The organism is Pseudolactococcus raffinolactis NBRC 100932, from assembly GCF_001591765.1.
In the GTDB taxonomy this organism is placed as follows: Bacteria; Bacillota; Bacilli; order Lactobacillales; family Streptococcaceae; genus Pseudolactococcus; species Pseudolactococcus raffinolactis.
Window position 1 is genome coordinate 1 of sequence record NZ_BCVN01000037.1, and the last position, 16416, is coordinate 16416.

General features: G+C 36.7%; 16 protein-coding genes and 1 pseudogene. 12 read left to right on the forward strand and 5 right to left on the reverse strand.

Going from position 1 to position 16416, the window contains the following annotated elements; translation table 11 throughout:
- Positions 1-475 precede the first annotated feature (475 nt).
- Both LRA01S_RS08895 and LRA01S_RS08900 read left to right on the forward strand, forming a co-directional pair.
- The gene (locus LRA01S_RS08895) at positions 476-781 is read left to right on the forward strand and encodes a bacteriocin immunity family protein (protein ID WP_031367166.1); all 306 of its coding nucleotides are present in this window, start codon (positions 476-478) and stop codon (positions 779-781) included.
- 2 nt (positions 782-783) lie between these two features.
- A complete protein-coding gene (locus LRA01S_RS08900) occupies positions 784-1371 on the forward strand; it encodes a recombinase family protein (protein ID WP_061775277.1) in 588 nt (195 codons plus the stop codon).
- Between the two features lie 73 nt (positions 1372-1444).
- On the opposite strand, the gene LRA01S_RS08905 is transcribed toward LRA01S_RS08900, so the two are convergent.
- The gene (locus tag LRA01S_RS08905) at positions 1445-2050 is read right to left on the reverse strand and encodes a restriction endonuclease subunit S (RefSeq protein ID WP_082785438.1); all 606 of its coding nucleotides are present in this window, start codon (positions 2048-2050) and stop codon (positions 1445-1447) included.
- A 161-nt stretch (positions 2051-2211) separates the two neighbouring features.
- On the opposite strand from LRA01S_RS08905, the gene LRA01S_RS08910 reads away from it, so the two are divergent.
- From LRA01S_RS08910 to LRA01S_RS08935, 7 genes and pseudogenes are all read left to right on the forward strand, one after another.
- Positions 2212-2880: a response regulator transcription factor gene (locus LRA01S_RS08910; RefSeq protein WP_061775279.1), complete on the forward strand. Its 669-nt coding sequence runs from the start codon at positions 2212-2214 to the stop codon at positions 2878-2880.
- On the forward strand, positions 2868-4262 hold the full coding sequence (locus LRA01S_RS08915; protein WP_061775280.1) for a sensor histidine kinase: 1395 nt from the start codon (positions 2868-2870) through the stop codon (positions 4260-4262). The genes LRA01S_RS08910 and LRA01S_RS08915 overlap by 13 nt, the downstream gene beginning before the upstream one ends.
- A 181-nt stretch (positions 4263-4443) precedes the next feature.
- A complete protein-coding gene (gene lgt, locus LRA01S_RS08920) occupies positions 4444-5256 on the forward strand; it encodes a prolipoprotein diacylglyceryl transferase (protein ID WP_082785439.1) in 813 nt (270 codons plus the stop codon).
- A complete protein-coding gene (locus LRA01S_RS08925; RefSeq protein WP_061775281.1) occupies positions 5256-5471 on the forward strand; it encodes a DUF2933 domain-containing protein in 216 nt (71 codons plus the stop codon). Before lgt ends, LRA01S_RS08925 begins: the two co-directional genes overlap by 1 nt.
- A gap of 244 nt (positions 5472-5715) precedes the next feature.
- On the forward strand, positions 5716-7119 hold the full coding sequence (locus LRA01S_RS08930) for a multicopper oxidase family protein (protein WP_239519112.1): 1404 nt from the start codon (positions 5716-5718) through the stop codon (positions 7117-7119).
- 127 nt (positions 7120-7246) lie between these two features.
- Entirely contained in the window at positions 7247-7384 is a 138-nt protein-coding gene (locus LRA01S_RS10970) for a hypothetical protein (RefSeq protein ID WP_156470234.1), read from the forward strand.
- Between the two features lie 196 nt (positions 7385-7580).
- Positions 7581-7769 (forward strand): annotated as a pseudogene (locus LRA01S_RS08935) (transposase); the annotation flags it as partial.
- Positions 7770-7838: 69 nt separating this feature from the next.
- Here the strand turns inward: LRA01S_RS08935 and LRA01S_RS08940 are convergent.
- Complete coding sequence (locus tag LRA01S_RS08940; protein WP_031367159.1) at positions 7839-9926, reverse strand: heavy metal translocating P-type ATPase; 2088 nt, start codon at positions 9924-9926, stop codon at positions 7839-7841.
- 227 nt (positions 9927-10153) lie between these two features.
- Between LRA01S_RS08940 and LRA01S_RS08945 the strand changes: the two genes are divergently transcribed.
- The 3 genes from LRA01S_RS08945 to recO all read left to right on the forward strand — a co-directional run bounded on the left by LRA01S_RS08945 (position 10154) and on the right by recO (position 13101).
- On the forward strand, positions 10154-10390 hold the full coding sequence (locus LRA01S_RS08945; protein ID WP_061775283.1) for a hypothetical protein: 237 nt from the start codon (positions 10154-10156) through the stop codon (positions 10388-10390).
- Positions 10391-11049: 659 nt separating this feature from the next.
- Positions 11050-12225, forward strand: a complete 1176-nt coding sequence (locus LRA01S_RS08955) for a pyridoxal phosphate-dependent aminotransferase (RefSeq protein WP_061775285.1) — start codon at positions 11050-11052, stop codon at positions 12223-12225.
- 120 nt (positions 12226-12345) lie between these two features.
- A complete protein-coding gene (gene recO / locus LRA01S_RS08960; protein ID WP_061775286.1) occupies positions 12346-13101 on the forward strand; it encodes a DNA repair protein RecO in 756 nt (251 codons plus the stop codon).
- A 262-nt stretch (positions 13102-13363) separates the two neighbouring features.
- On the opposite strand, the gene LRA01S_RS08965 is transcribed toward recO, so the two are convergent.
- Genes LRA01S_RS08965 through trpS form a run of 3 tightly spaced genes read right to left on the reverse strand, consistent with a single transcriptional unit; the run spans position 13364 to position 15859 of the window.
- The gene (locus tag LRA01S_RS08965; protein ID WP_082785440.1) at positions 13364-14215 is read right to left on the reverse strand and encodes a glycerophosphodiester phosphodiesterase; all 852 of its coding nucleotides are present in this window, start codon (positions 14213-14215) and stop codon (positions 13364-13366) included.
- The gene (locus tag LRA01S_RS08970; protein WP_061775287.1) at positions 14199-14837 is read right to left on the reverse strand and encodes an HD domain-containing protein; all 639 of its coding nucleotides are present in this window, start codon (positions 14835-14837) and stop codon (positions 14199-14201) included. The genes LRA01S_RS08965 and LRA01S_RS08970 overlap by 17 nt, the downstream gene beginning before the upstream one ends.
- Positions 14837-15859: a tryptophan--tRNA ligase gene (trpS, locus tag LRA01S_RS08975; protein WP_061775288.1), complete on the reverse strand. Its 1023-nt coding sequence runs from the start codon at positions 15857-15859 to the stop codon at positions 14837-14839. The genes LRA01S_RS08970 and trpS overlap by 1 nt, the downstream gene beginning before the upstream one ends.
- Positions 15860-16416 lie beyond the last annotated feature (557 nt).

Genomic DNA, 16416 nt, shown 5'->3' on the forward strand with positions numbered 1-16416 from the left:
ACTGACGTTAAGTCAAGTTTTTAGAGTAACAAACGTAGAATTTTAATCTATTTATTTTACTTATTCTAATTGAGATTATTTTCATTATAAAAGCACCTCATTCAACAGAAATAATTTTTGCATCACTATTTTTTCCTTTGGTGATATACTTGTTTAACTCAAATATAGTATCATCTAAATATTCCTATCTTGGGTATTTAGAAAAGTATAAAAATTATGGGGTTCTTCATAAAAATACAATCGATTATCTGATTGACTTAATGTAGATATAGTAAAACAACATTTTTTATGAAGTTTAAAAAAGCTACCACAAGCTTTTTTGTTAACAAGACAACAGAGCATACTCTATTGTCTTGTTTTTATTTCTTTAATAGAATAGGTTTATGGATAGACAACTGACTTGTGCATTTAAGTACTAGAATTCTGTATTATTTAGTTAAACTATGTTATTATATATTCATTAAGGAGAATCAACATGACTAAAAGAGAAAAAGAATCTAATGAAATTTTATCGCAAATATATAATTTAGTTTTAAACCCTGATATTAACACTTATGAAAGAACTCCATTATTAAATGCAAAAAATCGCCTAGAGAAGAACGAATACTTCCCCAGAGTAATGAAAGATTTGGAATTTGATTTAAGGCCTTATGCTATAAAATCTAAACTATCATCTTCAGTTGCTAAATTTTATATGTCTGCTTCAACTGCAGGTAAGTTTGATAGAGAACTAGGGCGTGGATTAGCAGCAACATCGATAACTTTCGGTTCAATTTTATAAATATGGCAAAAATAGGGTATGCACGTGTATCGAGCAAAGAACAAAATCTTGAGAGACAACTGCAAGCCTTAGAAAGCGTTTCTAAGGTCTTTTCAGACAAAGTAAGTGGTGCTACTACCGAACGACCGCAATTACAGGCAATGCTTGACTATATTCGTGAGGGCGATATTGTGGTAGTTGCTGAGTTGGATCGTCTAGGACGTAATAATAAAGATTTAACTCAAATTATGAATATAATCCAACAAAAAGGTGCTACCTTAGAAGTACAAAATTTACCGTCTATGAACGGCATTGAAGATGACAACCTAAGACGACTCATCAACAATCTTGTTATCGAGCTTTATAAGTATCAGGCTGAGTCTGAACGAAATAGAATTAAAGAACGGCAAGCGCAGGGAATTGTACTTGCCAAAGAAAATGGAAAATTTAAGGGTGGTAAACCAAAGTTTAGCGAAAATGACCCTCGACTACAACTTGCATTTAAACTCTATCTTGATGGATCGACTGAAAAAGATGTTGAAAGACAGACTGGTATCAATCGCAGGACTTTTCAAAGGTACCGAAACAAATTTAATATTCATAGAAATTAAAAAGCACTTGTCTTCGAGTGCTTTTTATTCAATTAACATTTTACTTTTGAACTTTAATTCCTCTACCTATACTTTATTTTAGTTCTATATTAAGGGCACCGATTTTTTGCTGATCTTCATCAATAGGTAATAGTAAAGGTATTTCTCGCATTTTTTCCATTGTCAATGCTTTTTGATTTGAACCTGCAGCACTATTAAGAAGCCTCTTTTTTCCAGTTCCTCCATTGAAATATGATAATAAATAATCTGAGTCAAACTTCATATTACTAATTCGGATTAAATTGCCATCCTTATAGTAAAAACGTCTATCGTCAACTTTCCAAATGTTTCCAAGTGTCCCCACTGCAGTAACCAGTAAATCACCTTCACATGGAATATCGTAATTTTCTATAATTTCTCGGTATTTTTCTTCTGAGATAAATAGTTCCTGGTCACTAGTAATACCACCCGTACTTATCTCGTTACCTCTATAAAAAGGAACTCCACTTCTTACATAATCGCTCAAATGAATTCGCTTACTGGAACTTAGAGTAGCTACTTCTCCCAACTTACTCTGTTCCCACTTTCTATGAGTTAAAATTATCTGAATTTTTGTGAAAATAATTTCAATAAAAATAATAAAGTGGTAAAATCTAAATATGAGAGAGTATAAATAAATACAAAGAGGAGTTAAAAATATGCATCAGATAAAGTGTCCCCATTGTGGCAAAGAATTCACTATTGATGAAGCTAGTTATGCAGATATCCTAAATCAAGTTCGCACTAAAGAATTGATGTCTACTTTTATAGTATAGCTCCATTTAAATATTGTATAATAGAACCAGAAAGGTAATCAATCTAATGAAAAATATTTTATTGGTAGATGATGAACAACGGATGCTAGACCTGCTAGGGTTATATCTAGAAGGAGATATTTACCACTGTGAAAAGGAAATTTCAGGTGTTCAAGCGATTAAACGAGTTGCTAAAGGGAATTTTGATTTAATCTTACTTGATGTGATGATGCCTGATTTAGATGGCTGGACTGTCTGCAAAAATATAAGAGAATTTAGTGAGATCCCTATTATAATGCTTACTGCTAGAGGACAAAATACAGATGTTTCCTTCGGGTTAAAAAATGGAGCCGATGACTATATCACCAAACCTTTTGATGAAACAATTTTATTGGCTCGAATTGAAGCTATTTTAAGACGAACAAGCCTTTCTGATAAAATTGATTTTAAAAACTTATCCTTGGATAAAGAAAAGTTTCAAATTTGGATTAATCAAAAATTGCTGGAAGTTACACCAATTGAATTCAACTTATTGGACATGTTTTTGACGCATCAAAATCATGTCTTTAGTAGAGAACAAATAATCGAACACATTTGGGGACTGACTGCGGATGTTGATAATCGTACAGTGGACTCTCATATAAGAAATTTACGTAAAAAAATGCGTAAAGAAAGTTTTGATGTAGATAGTTTTCTACTTACAGTTTATGGAGTAGGATATAAATGGCAAAAATAAAAAAACTCAAAAAAAAGATTTCTATGAAAATTGGAGGCTCTTTTTTTACAGTAGTAGTTGCCATTGAGTTAGGTCTCTTCATCAGCCTCTACCTTCTTATTGTTAATACATGGGTACGAGAAGAAGTAGATTCAGTTGTTGCACAAGGAGATAATCATGCATTAGTTCTATCAGGAGATTTTAGTACTGAAACGATAGAACATGTTGTGTTGATGGAAGAAGGAAGTAGTCAAACAGCTATAGTAGTCCAAGATTCTTATGGCAAAACAATAAAATCATCTCAAACAATAAATAGTGAGATGAAGAAACATATTTCTGCGCTTAAAAATGAGGAAAAGAATAAGAAGCAATCCCTCCATTACCATTGGTTAGGAGATAAATACATTGTCTCAAAAGCATCTATTCAGAGTAATGGAAATATTGTAGGATCTGTTTATATGTTTTTATCAACGAAACAGATTCAGAATATGGTTTTCAACTTCACAGGAATTTTTGCAGTTTTAGCAGTGATTACTTTAGTTGTAACGGCATTTGCCATCTTCTATATTACTCGTACAGTGACACGTCCTCTTATAGAAATTAAATTGGGGACAGATAAAATTGCACAGGGTGATCTATCAATTCGGTTAGATGTAAATGCAGAAGATGAGTTAGGAGAACTGGCAAAATCTATTGAAGAGCTAGCAGAAAAACTTGATTTTATGAAGCGAGAGCGTAATGAGTTTCTTTCCTCTGTGGCCCATGAACTGAGAACACCATTAACCTTTATTAAAGGTTATGCGGATATTGCTAATCGCTCTACAACAAGTCTAGAGGATAAAACTCAATATCTACGCATCATCCGAGAAGAAAGCCGACATCTTACGCAACTCATGGAAGATTTAATGAATCTTGCACAATTGGAGGAAAATGGATTTAAAGTTGAAAAACATCAGGTTTTAATTCAAGAGCTTATTAATGAGGTGGTCAGTAAAGTTTCAGGAGTATTTAGTGAAAAGAGAATTAACTTTTTAATCTCTGGAGAAGGAAACTTTTATGCAAATATTGATTTCATGCGTATAGAACAAGTATTGGTCAATCTTTTGATGAATGCTTACAAATATTCTGCTGATGAATCAGATATTAAACTTGCTTTTATTCCAGAAAAAGAAAATTTTAAAATCGTTATTTCGGATAAAGGAGAGGGAATTCCTGAGCAAGATCTTCCATACATTTTTGAACGATTTTATCGTGTAGATAAGTCGAGAACTCGGACAACTGGCGGAGTTGGATTAGGTTTAGCAATTGTTCAGGACATTGTCAAGAAACATAATGGAAAAATAATTGTAGAGAGTATCCAAAATCAAGGGACTACATTCATTATTGAACTCCCATATAGTTAAAACACTAATTTATTTTCAGTGTTTTTTTATTTTCTGCACAAGTTCTGCAAAATCATTAGATATAATGATTTCATTAATATAGAATAAAATAGGTCATGAAGTACGAGAGTGATAATAATGTCAACAACTCTCCGATTGTGGTTCATTGGCCATTTTATTCGAGAAGTAAGAGGAAGAAATAGTGATATCATTAACAATAAATAAAATTGCTTTTGAAATCGGCCCTTTAATGATTAGATGGTACGCCGTTCTTATTGTTGGAGGTGCAGCTATCGGTACCTGGTTGGCCTATAAGGAAGCGCCTTATCGTCATCTAACAGGCGATGATTTAATTGACTTTGTTATTTGGGCTGTGCCTTCAGGTTTAGTTGGAGCTAGATTCTATTATGTCATCTTTAACTGGAGTTACTATAGCAAGTATCCCAATGAAATTATCGCTCTCTGGAACGGAGGTGGTGCGATTTATGGAAGTTTAATTGCAGGAACGATAGTTCTTTTTATCTTTAGTTATTATCGTATGGTCAATCCGATGGATATTCTTGATGTAGCTGTACCTGCAGTTTTTCTGGGTCAGTCCATAGGCAGATGGGGGAATTTTGTTAATAAAGAAGCTTATGGAAAAAAAGTCGAAAATCTTGACTGGTTACCGTCGTTTATTCAAAATCAGATGTATATCGATGGAAGCTACCGAAATCCTACATTTCTTTTTGAAAGCTTTGGAACTCTAATTGGTTTTATACTCGTTATTATTTTCCGACACCGTCTAAAAAGCATACTTAGAGGAGAAATATTTGGTTTTTACCTTATTTGGTATGGTTCTATTCGATTGATTGTAGAAGGAATGCGAACAGATAGTTTGATGCTTGGAATGCTTCGAGTTTCTCAGATTTTGTCTCTTATTCTTGTGTTAATCGGGTTTTGTTTCATCATTTATAGACGATTTAAAATAAAAAATATCGAATTCTATAATTTATCCCAAGGAGAACAAAAATAATGATACAATTCATAACCTCTATCGCTCCCTATGCTTTTATTTTAGTCTGTCCTCTCATGATGCTCTTTATGATGAAGGGAATGCATGGGAAACATTCTGAGCACAGTTATAATCATGAAGCAAATGAACTTCCCCAAAGCGAAATTGAGCAATTGAAGTCTCAGAATGAAAAAATGTCAAGAGAACTAGAAGATTTGAAGAAACATATCAAATAAGTAGGCTACTTTTAGTAGCAAGGAGTCTATACAAAACACTATGGACAAGTTATATGTGTAGGTTCCTCCCTGCTAAAATGCAGAATAATTCTTGGAAAGGAGAAAAGTGAAAGATAATAACGTCAGTATCAATGGAGTTCAAACGTTTCTCCATAGTCAGGTTCCTTATCATAAGGGAAAGAAAGAAAGAAAATGATAATAAAATTGTGGATTATGTTGCATAGGAAGATGAAATTCGAAGTGAATGGAGAATAAAATGGAAATAAAGAAGAAAGTCTATCTAGGAACATTTGTTTTAGCAACAACAATATTGCTTTCCTCTTGTTCCTCGACTAATAATTTTAAAGATAAGCAACAAGTAAAAGAGGATCCTTACAATATCACTTTGAAAGAGAGTCGTACAAATGTGAAGATTAATATTATTTCGACTACTTCAAAAATTGCAGATAAAAAGGAGAGACATTACCAATACACAGATGAGTCAGAGAATAACTATCTGGCTGGAATGCCTATAATCCTTGATAAGGGAAAAGAAGCAACAATAAAGGTATCAAATAAAAGTAGTACAACTACAAACGTCCATTGGCATGGTTTGAGTATTCCTAACAATCAAGATGGCCCAGACATTACATTGAACAATAAAGGGGAGAAGACTTTCAAAATCACTCCAAAAGAATCTGGCACTTTCTGGGTTCACTCTCACTATCGACCTGTTGAAACTCAAGTGACAAAAGGAATGTATGCTCCAATTATCATACGTACAGAGACAGATAAAAAGTATGATTTAGATGAAGTTATGATGCTTGGAGATATTCAAGAAAGTAATGAACAGAACTCCATGATGGCAGATATGAATATGGATGATATGGACATGAGTGGAAGTGCTTCTATCACTGATACGATAAATGGAAAGAAAATAGCTTCAAATCTCAAAATTGAAGGAGGACAAATTGGAAAACTGAGATTTATTAATGCTTCAGCTAATAATTTTAAAACAATTAAATTTCCTTTCAAGGTTAGAGTTATTGCAAAAGATGGTTATAACTTAGAGCAAGCCTATGAAACTCAAAACTTCAACATCGCACCTGGTCAGCGCTTGGATGTTGAAGTTGTACTTACGGGGAAAGAAAGCAAAACTTACACTATTAAGGATGGGAATGCCAAAGTAAAGTTAATCTACAAAGGGAACGATAAAAGTAAGGCAATCTCCCCATTCATTCCCCTAAAAGCGGATAATTTAGAAAAGTATGTGTCAGATAAAGCGCCAGATATAAGTATGAAGCTGACTGAAGAAATGGAGATGAATGGATCGGAAATGAAAATGAGGGAGATGATCAATGGAGAAGTTTTCCCAAACACAGAAACTTTTAATGTGAAAGTGGGGCAAGTTTATAAAGTTCAGTTTGAAAATGCTGATAAAATGGCTGGAATGTCACACCCTATGCATATTCATGGAGCACATTTTCAGATTATTTCAAAGAACGGTCATCCAACAAACGATACAACATGGTATGATACTTATCCTATGGATCAAGGAATAAAAACAGATATCGCCATCAAGTTTGATGAACCAGGAGTCTGGATGGTACATTGTCATATTCTAAACCATGAGGATAATGGAATGATGACAAGTTTTACAGCAAAATAAGAAAAATGAATTAATTTGCTACTATAAACAATAAAAACAGGAATAAAAAGGTACTATCCCCCAAAAGTGAGAATCAATGAAAAAACCTCTATTGAATTTAATAAACTAGATTCTGGAGGTTTTTCTCATGTCAAAACATCAAAACTATAGCTTAGAAGTTAAGATTGAAGTCGCGCGACTCAAAAACGAAGGGCTCCCCACAAAGGAAATTATACAAAAATTGATCATCAAAAATACTTCTCAAATCAGAATCTGGACACTTTGAGAAAGCTGCAGAGAATTAGAACGGCTCAAAAGCAGCTCAGGACGTCCATTTAAGCAAAAAGTACAACCCAAAACGGAAAACGTGGCACTCAAACATTGGACTAATGTCAAATATTTAGACACAAAATGAGCTATATTTTTGGAAAGGTTATAATAAACTAGACACAAAGTTAAGAGAAATCGTGGAAAGGTTTATTATGGCAAGAAGAAAATTCGATAAACAATTTAAAAACTCTGCAGTAAAACTCATTCTTGGAGAGGGTTACTCTGTTAAAGAAGTCAGCCAAGAGCTTGATGTTCATGCCAATAGTCTCTATCGCTGGGTTCAAGAAGTTGAAGAATATGGAGAAAATGCTTTTCCTGGGAATGGGACAGCCCTACTTAATCTTTAAGTATATTTAAGTGATAAAAGTTTCATAATTAGTATGATAAAAAATAGAAGAGCATGTGCTCTTCTATTTTTTATCATACCTCAATCCCATCGCGTTGATTGAGACAATCACGGTTGAGATTGACATCAGGACTGCTGCAATGAGAGGGTCAATATAAATCCCTGTAAATGGATAAAGAATACCCGCTGCAACAGGAATAGCAATAATGTTATAGCCTGCTCCAAACCAGAGGTTTTGTTTCATTTTTCTAAGCATGCGTTTGGAGATATTAATCATATCCAAGACGTCACTTGGATTGGAGTTAACTAGGACGACATCAGCGGTACTGATAGCAACCGAAGTTCCTGCTCCAATCGCAAAACCAATCGTAGCAGTTGCAAGAGCTGGGGAATCATTGACACCATCACCAATGAAAAGCACGCCGGCTTTCTTTTGGTACTCTTTCACAATTTCTGCTTTATCTTCAGGTTTTAATTCCGCTCTAAATTCGGGAATATTTAGTGCACTAGCAATTTTTTGAGCAGTTTCTTTATTATCACCCGTGAGCATAACAGGGGTAATTCCTTGGGCTAATAAACCATTAATAAAGGCTTTCGCGTCTGATTTAGGAGAATCTCCTAAGGCAATAAATCCTAAAACATCTTGTTGTTCATTGATTAGGAAAGATATAGTTAAACCTAAATCTAAATATTGAGCAATCTTTTGTTCATCATAAGAAAGTTGATTTTCACGAAGATATTTATAGTTAACAATTTGATAAAAGTTTTGATTAACTTGCCCTTTAATCCCAACTCCTGGAATATTTTCAACCGCTTCAACTTTTAGATTTTCAAGAGGTTTAGCAGCTGAAACGATTGATTGAGCAATCGGGTGAGTGGAACTTCCTTCAAGTGCTGCCATAATTTGGAGAATGTCTGTTTCATCAGTAAAATCAATAACATTACGAACAATAAACTTACCGTCAGTTAATGTTCCCGTTTTATCCATTAAGGCATATTTAATTGTATTTATTTTTTCTAGAGAAGTTCTGTTTTGAATTAATAAACCATTTTTAGCAGAAATACTGGTTAGGCGAGAAACAACAAGTGGAACCGCAAGACCTAAAGCGTGTGGACATGCAATTACAAAAACAGAAACCGCAAGAAGTAGAGCAAAACTAAAGTTAGAACTAATTGTCCAAAAAACTAATGAAAAGATACCAACAATAAGTGCGGCATAGAAAAGGTAACCAGCCACTCTATCTGCCATATTTTCCAAATTAGATTTTTGAGCTTGGGCTTTCTTGACTAATTCGGCCACTTGATTGAGAAATGAATCTTTTCCAAGGGTTGTGACTTTCATCTCAAATGGTTGGTTTTGATTGAGGGAACCACCATAAACAAGGTCATTTGTTTTTTTATTGACTGCTCGGCTTTCACCAGTAATCATTGACTCATCAACGAGCGCTTCACTTAATATAAGGCCATCTGCAGGTATTTTCTCATTTTCTTTCACTAAAAGTAAATCGCCAACTTTTAGTTCTGAAAGCTCCACATCCTTCCCACTTTTTAAGTGAGCTTTTTTGGGAACAAGGCTTGCTAAATCTTTCAATGCATCGCCAGCACCCATGATTGCTTTCATCTCAATCAGGTGACCAATCAACATAATGACAATTAATGTTGCCAGTTCAAACCAGAAGTTCATGCCCATATGTCCGTTAAGACTCATGATTGTGGCATAAACAGAATAAGCATAGGCAACGGTAATTCCCATTGTAATCAGCATCATCATGGCTGGCTTACGGCTTTTTAATTCACCTTTTGCTCCGCTAAAAAAAGGAGTCCCAGAGTAAAAGAAGATAATTGTACCAAGGATAAGTTGCAAAATTTCACTTCCGGGGAATTTAAGGATAGTAAAGCCAGCGATTGGTGAAATGAGTAGTAGCGGAATCATAAGAATGATAGCCACTTTGAGCTTTTTACTCATATCACCCATATGCATCATGTGTCCTCCATGATTCATCATATCCATATTGTCCATATCATGCATATTATCCATATTGTGCATGTTGTGCACCTCATGGTTTTCGTGCTCCATATCCATTATTTCATGATTATGATGATGCTCAGACATCATTTCATCGTGATTAGACGAATGAGTTTTATTTGACATATTTTCCTCCTAAATGAATGCTTTGAAATTTCTATCTATATATAGTTTACATTTGTAAACTATCAAAGTCAAGGAAAAAAGTTGTATTCTATAAATGTTACAAAATAAGGTTCTGTTGCAAAGTTTTCCAAAAAATCTATTTTAGTGTAAAATTGAGAAAAAAGACAGAGAGGACAGAGTAATGAACAAATCAGAGTTTTCAATTAATGCTGTGGTGTGAAGGAGAAGTGTTACACACAGCACTCAGAAGTGAAAGAGAATTGCCTTATACTTATGATATTCTTGAAGAGAATCACCATTTTACAAAAGAGAAAGAAAAATTTTATCGAATATCTAAAATTTATAAAGCAACATTAAGTAAGACATCTGGAGATATGGTAGAGAAAACGCTCATTTGGGATAATCACTCGGAAGTCATGTTTGATTATGGGTTGATTCCTAAAGATCAGATTCGCTTTTCATAATAGCATTAGGTAGGTAACTCTATAGGAAACGCCGCAAAAAATCTATGCAAAGGGTCACTATTTTTAACTTTTTTTGGCTACTTAAATATTTTGTAGCGTATGGTTTTAATCAGATAAGTATTAATAAACATCAGACTGGAATAAAGGATTCGAAACTAGAAAAAGCAGGTTATCGTTTTGAAACGTTGATTCCTGTTTTTTTTGTTTTATTTTAGATGTTAGGATGGTTAAACTCAATGTAATAACTGTTTATCATATTAATTAAATGTTATTTTGTTAATATATAATGGTAAAGATACCTTTAAAAAGAAAAAATATCTCGAAAAATGACTAAAGTGTTAAAAGTTAAGTGTAGAATAAGTCTATATATATTAAAAGATAAAAACATAACAGCACAAAAGCAAGTTAAATTTTTCAAAAAGGAGAACAGCCCACAGCTCACTAACCTACAACATCAATTTTATCAATACGTCCTAGTAACTGAGTTTTTCGAAAGTCGGGTTTTTTCCGCGCTTATTTCAGGTTAAACTAAAAAAATTTCGGCTAGCTTTTGTTGTCTGAATATTGCGAAGATGGCAAAAAAGAGGTATAATTGAATAAAAATGTGAAGGGCATGTCGCAGTGTTGTGCCTTTTTTCATACGAAAATGGGGTAAGCTAATGGACGTGTCTAATCTTTTTAATTCGAATTTGGATCAAATCAAAATTTCGGCGATTCGTCGTTTTGATCAGGAGGTGTCAAAGATTCCTGGGATGTTGAAATTGACGCTTGGGGAGCCAGATTTTAATACGCCTGAGCATGTTGAAGCGGCTGCCGTGGCTGCTGTTCGTGCACATGAGAGTCACTATACTGGCATGTCGGGATTGCTGGCTTTGCGTGAAGCGGCAAGTCAGTTTGTAGCTGAAAAATATGACTTACAGTTTGATCCAGAATCAGAGATTTTGGTGACGGTTGGGGCGACGGAGGCGATTTCTGCTAGTCTCATGTCTATCCTAGTAGCGGGCGACAAGGTGTTGACGCCTGCGCCTTTGTACCCAGGTTATGAGCCTTTGATCCAGCTTGCGGGTGCTGAGATGGTTGAAATTGATACGACGACTAATGGCTTTGTCTTGACGCCAGGGATGCTAGAGGCAGCTTTGATTGCTAATCCTGAAACGAAGGCTGTGATTTTGAATTATCCGTCAAATCCAACGGGTGTGACTTATAATCGCGAAGAAATCAAGGCTTTGGCCGAAGTCATTCAGAAATATCCTGTTTTTGTTATTTCGGATGAAATCTATTCTGAGTTGAACTATACAGGTGAAAAACATGTGTCAATTGCTGAATTTGCGCGTGAGCAGACGATTGTGCTAAATGGCCTGTCTAAATCTCATGCTATGACGGGTTATCGGATTGGTTTCATCTTCGCGGATGCGGTTTTGACCAGCCAGATCATTAAAACGCATCAGTATTTTGTGACAGCAGCAACGACAGTGTCGCAGTTTGCGGCGATTGAGGCTTTGACCAATGGTAAAGATGATGCGGCGGTGATGAAAAAAGAATATGTGGTCAGACGAGATTATATCATCTCACAGATGACACCGCTTGGTTTTGAGATTGCGAAACCGGATGGGGCTTTCTATATTTTTGCTAAAATCCCTGCGGATTTAGAACAAAATTCTTTTGATTTCTTGATTGATTTTGCCAATGAAAAGCAAGTGGCTTTTATTCCCGGATCAGCTTTTGGCAAATATGGTGAAGGCTATATCCGTTTGAGCTATGCGGCGAGTATGACGGTGATTACAGAAGCTATGGCACGCTTGACAGCTTACGTGACTGAAAAGCGTGGGCTTTAATCTCCTTACCTTTCATCAAGTGACTCTGATCTTGCTTAATCCCCAGCAAGCATTGACATTCCCCGATTTTGGGGAATTTTTTTATTTTTGTTATAATGAAGTGGAGAGGTTCTAAGGGATATGAAAAACGTTGAGACGCGCGGGTTGGTGCTGTTTAGTCGGCATTACCGTGAGCAGGATAAATTAGTCAAGATTTTTACGGAGCGTTTTGGCAAGCGGATGTTTTTTGTGAAAAATGCTGGGAAGTCGCGGTTTGCGAGTAGTCTTCAGAATTTTACGCAGCTTGAGTTGTTGGGGACGATTAATGACGATGGCTTGAGTTTTATTTCTGATATTAGTGAGGCGAAGTCTTATCAGTTTATCAATTCGGATATTTTTGCTCAGGCCTATGCGAGTTATTTGGTTGGTCTTTCGGATGTGGCGCTACCTGATAATCATTATGATGCGCCACTTTATGGCTTTTTGATGAAGTCGCTTGATTTGATTGAAGAGAAGATTGATATGGTGGTGGTGACTTTTATTTTTGAGCTACAGGTCATGTCGCGTTTTGGTGCCCAGTTAGATTTTGGACAATGCGTTTTTTGTCATCGCAAGGATTTACCCATGGATTTTTCTTACAAGTTTAATGGCTGTCTTTGTCGAAATCATTTTGATGAAGATATGAAGCGGTCACACGTGGATCCTAACGTGATTTTTCTGTGCCAGTCGTTTATGGCCATGGACTTAGAAAAGTTACCGAGTATTAACCTATCTGATGACCTGAAAAAGAAAATTCGAGTCTTTATTGATGCGCTTTATGACCACTATATTGGCGTGCAGATTAAGGCTAAGAAATTTATTGATGGTCTGGATGGCTGGGCTGATATTATGGAATGAAATGTCCTCAAAAAATAGACTATGAGCAATCTTCAATATTAATTGAAATTGCTCATAGTCTATTTCTGTATAGATTTTTTGATACATGTAAAACAGCATCATCAAGTTGTAAGAAACAATGCGAAATCGGTTACAAATTCGTTGATTTTTTGATAAACTCGTACTATTTCGGTGAAACAGTACGAAAAAAATAGAAATGCATACTAGCAGTTAATTTCATTGCCTAGTTTGCTTTTCTATTTTAGTTACTGAGGACCTTTTGTTACAGACTTTTTTGATTATAGTGTTTTTTGATCTCAACTGCGAGGGCTGGATAGTCTGTCATAAAACCAGATAAATGATGGTTAAAGGCAAAATAGATGTCAGCATCATTGTTTAAAGTCCAAGGTCGCAGCGGTTTATTGTGCTGCTTCAGGTAGCTTTTATTTTTTTGCAGCCAGTCTAGGCGGGGATGTAGGTGGGAGATATAATCCGTCTGCAAACCTAGCTTAATTTTCTGTTCAGAAGTCGACATGAGGAGGCATAAATCTGCACCTGGCTCTAGCTCTGATAGACGTTGGAGCGATTCGAGATTAAAGGAGCAGTAGATATGAGAAAAAGGATAGTGCTGTGAGGTGAGCAAGTCACTGGTCATTTTTTCAATGCCAACATACTGAAATTTATCTGTCTTGATTTCAACATTGAGCACGCCTGTGAACTGTAGCTGGATCAGTAAGTCTAGCACCTCGGACAATAGAGGGATTTTCTCAGTTGCATAGTCGGTACCAAACCAAGCCCCTGCTGAATAGTTACGGATTTCTGAAAATGTCAGATTGCGCACAAGTCCTCTGCCATTTGTGGTGCGGTCAATGGACTCATCATGAATGACGACGAGTTGACCGTCCTTGGTTAAATGGACATCAAGCTCGATGCCGTCAGCACCTACCCTGATGGCTTCAGCAAAAGCTGCTAGGGTGTTTTCAGGTCGATTGGACTTACTGCCACGGTGGGCGAAAATCTGCGTTTCGACAGGATCCTGATGGAGCAGATGATAGATGCTAGCTTGAAATCTAGCCCGTCGTGACTTAAAGTAATCACGGTTTCTGTGAAACCATTTTTTAATCCCCGTAAACATCTGCCCACTCCTTTTCAATTGCGGTGACAAATTCTCGCATGATGTGATCACGCGCCCCTGCGAGTTGCTTGGCTTTTTCAGTATGCAGGCTTTCAGAAATCTGAAAGAGTTTTTCATAAAAATGATTAATCGTTGTGCCTTCAGCGGCATGATAAGCTGCTTTAGAGGTAAAAGTCTGTGGCAACTTATCGGGATTATAAAGCTCACGCTTGCGATCAAAGCCATATTGCAAGGTTCGGACGATTCCGAAAGCCCCAATGGCATCTAAACGGTCGGCATCTTGGACAATTTGACCATTGATGTCAAGTGCCTGCGCAGTCCCATCAAGATTGGCTGAGAAAGAGAGATTATCTATGATCTCAAACACTTGGTCAATGTAGGGGAGATCAAGCGTTGTGAGAAAATCAACGACTTCTTGTTTGGCAGCGACAATATCCTCAAATAATTTGTCATCATAGGTATCATGGAGAAGCGCAGCCGTTAAAACTAAGTCACGATTGGCTTGCGGATAGTCTGCTAAAATGTGTTCAGCCAATTTATAGACACGAAAGATATGATCGAAACCGTGACCATCTGTCAGGTGTGCGTGTCTATTTTGGGCAAATGCCATGATTTTTTCCATTATTTGAAATAGTTAATCCCCATAGCGGACTTGACTTCATCCAAAGTCTGAGCTGCGACAGCCTGTGCTTTCTCAGAGCCTTTTTTGAGCATCTCATAGACTTGCCCCATGTCTTGGGCGTATTCTAAGCGACGGGCACGAATCGGCGCAAATTCACGGTCTAAGACCTCGAGTAGGTAGCGTTTGGTTTTCACGTCGCCGAGGCCACCAGCTTGATACTGCGCTTTCATCTCAGCAATGGTTGCAGCATCTTCGGGTGTGCCAAAAACATCGAGATAGTGGAAGACCATATTTCCTTCGATTTTACCTGGATCTTCGACGCGGACGTGGTCAGGGTCAGTATACATGCTCATGACTTTTTTCTGAACGGTATCGGCATCGTCAGAAATGAAAATGCCGTTGTTGAGGGATTTAGACATCTTGGCATTGCCATCAAGACCTGGCAAGCGACCGGCACTTTCGTTTTCAGGGTAGAGGCCTTCTGGTTCAACCAGGACATCTGTTTGGTAGGCATGATTAAAGCTGCGGACAATTTCGCGTGTTTGCTCAATCATCGGTTTTTGGTCATTGCCAACAGGGACGAGGTTGGCCTTAAAAGCTGTGATATCCGCTGCTTGAGAAACTGGATAAACGAGGAAGCCAGCTGGGATAGACTCACCAAAGCCTTTTTGGGCGATCTCTGTTTTAACAGTCGGATTGCGTTCGAGACGGGCCAATGACACGAGATTCATGTAGTACATCGACAGCTCAGCGAGCTCAGGAATTTGTGACTGGATGAAAATTGTTGACTGCGCTGGATCAAGGCCAACAGCTAGGTAATCAAGCGCGACTTCACCAACAGATTGAATGATTTTTTCGGGCTCTTTGGCATGGTCAGTCAGGGCTTGTTGATCTGCTAGGAAGACAAAGAGTTGGTACTTGTCTTCGTTTTGCAAGAGCACACGATTTTTCAATGAGCCAACATAGTGGCCGATGTGAAGTTTTCCTGTTGGACGGTCTCCGGTTAAGATAATGGGTTTCATATGAATAAATTCTCCTGTAAGATGTTGAGGCGACTGCTTTAAGGCTATGAAAAATAGGAAAAGACGTAAGAGAATGGAGTTCGTGCGGACTTTTATCTTTTTTCCTAGTCTAAAGGAGCCGAAATTCGATTAGTATATAGTTGAGGTGATGAAAATCTGATAAACAAAAAAGTCCTCGACAAAATCATTTGTCAAGGACGTTAACACGCGGTGCCACCTTAAATTACGAAAAAAATATTTTCCGTCTCTTAGCTCCCTCAAACAAGGGATTGTGCGGTATCGAGCACGGCCGTGATTCTTATCGTTTTGAATCAGATTCAACATCTTCGTTTCGCAGTCCATTCACTTGGTTGAATTCTTGTCTCGCAATGACCGACAAGTCCCTGAAAATTCGGATACACGTACGCATATCGACCAAGTTACTTACTCTGCTAATGGTTTTATTTTACGATTATTCTAAGGGAATGTCAAGGTGTTAAAAGAGCGTGGAGATTTTTTATCATTCGAAAGTGATAATGTCTTAAGTAGGTCGAAACATAAAATGTCCCAAATGTTAA

Coding starts and splice junctions, on each gene's coding strand:
- recO (WP_061775286.1), top strand. CDS start 12,346: ATGAAAAACGTTGAGACGCGCGGGTTGGTGCTGTTTAGTCGGCATTAC.
- LRA01S_RS08900 (WP_061775277.1), top strand. CDS start 784: ATGGCAAAAATAGGGTATGCACGTGTATCGAGCAAAGAACAAAATCTT.
- LRA01S_RS08965 (WP_082785440.1), bottom strand. CDS start 14,215: ATGTTTACGGGGATTAAAAAATGGTTTCACAGAAACCGTGATTACTTT.
- trpS (WP_061775288.1), bottom strand. CDS start 15,859: ATGAAACCCATTATCTTAACCGGAGACCGTCCAACAGGAAAACTTCAC.
- LRA01S_RS08955 (WP_061775285.1), top strand. CDS start 11,050: ATGGACGTGTCTAATCTTTTTAATTCGAATTTGGATCAAATCAAAATT.
- LRA01S_RS08930 (WP_239519112.1), top strand. CDS start 5,716: ATGGAGAATAAAATGGAAATAAAGAAGAAAGTCTATCTAGGAACATTT.
- LRA01S_RS08895 (WP_031367166.1), top strand. CDS start 476: ATGACTAAAAGAGAAAAAGAATCTAATGAAATTTTATCGCAAATATAT.
- LRA01S_RS08925 (WP_061775281.1), top strand. CDS start 5,256: ATGATACAATTCATAACCTCTATCGCTCCCTATGCTTTTATTTTAGTC.
- LRA01S_RS08970 (WP_061775287.1), bottom strand. CDS start 14,837: ATGGAAAAAATCATGGCATTTGCCCAAAATAGACACGCACACCTGACA.
- LRA01S_RS08910 (WP_061775279.1), top strand. CDS start 2,212: ATGAAAAATATTTTATTGGTAGATGATGAACAACGGATGCTAGACCTG.
- LRA01S_RS10970 (WP_156470234.1), top strand. CDS start 7,247: ATGTCAAAACATCAAAACTATAGCTTAGAAGTTAAGATTGAAGTCGCG.
- LRA01S_RS08940 (WP_031367159.1), bottom strand. CDS start 9,926: ATGTCAAATAAAACTCATTCGTCTAATCACGATGAAATGATGTCTGAG.
- LRA01S_RS08915 (WP_061775280.1), top strand. CDS start 2,868: ATGGCAAAAATAAAAAAACTCAAAAAAAAGATTTCTATGAAAATTGGA.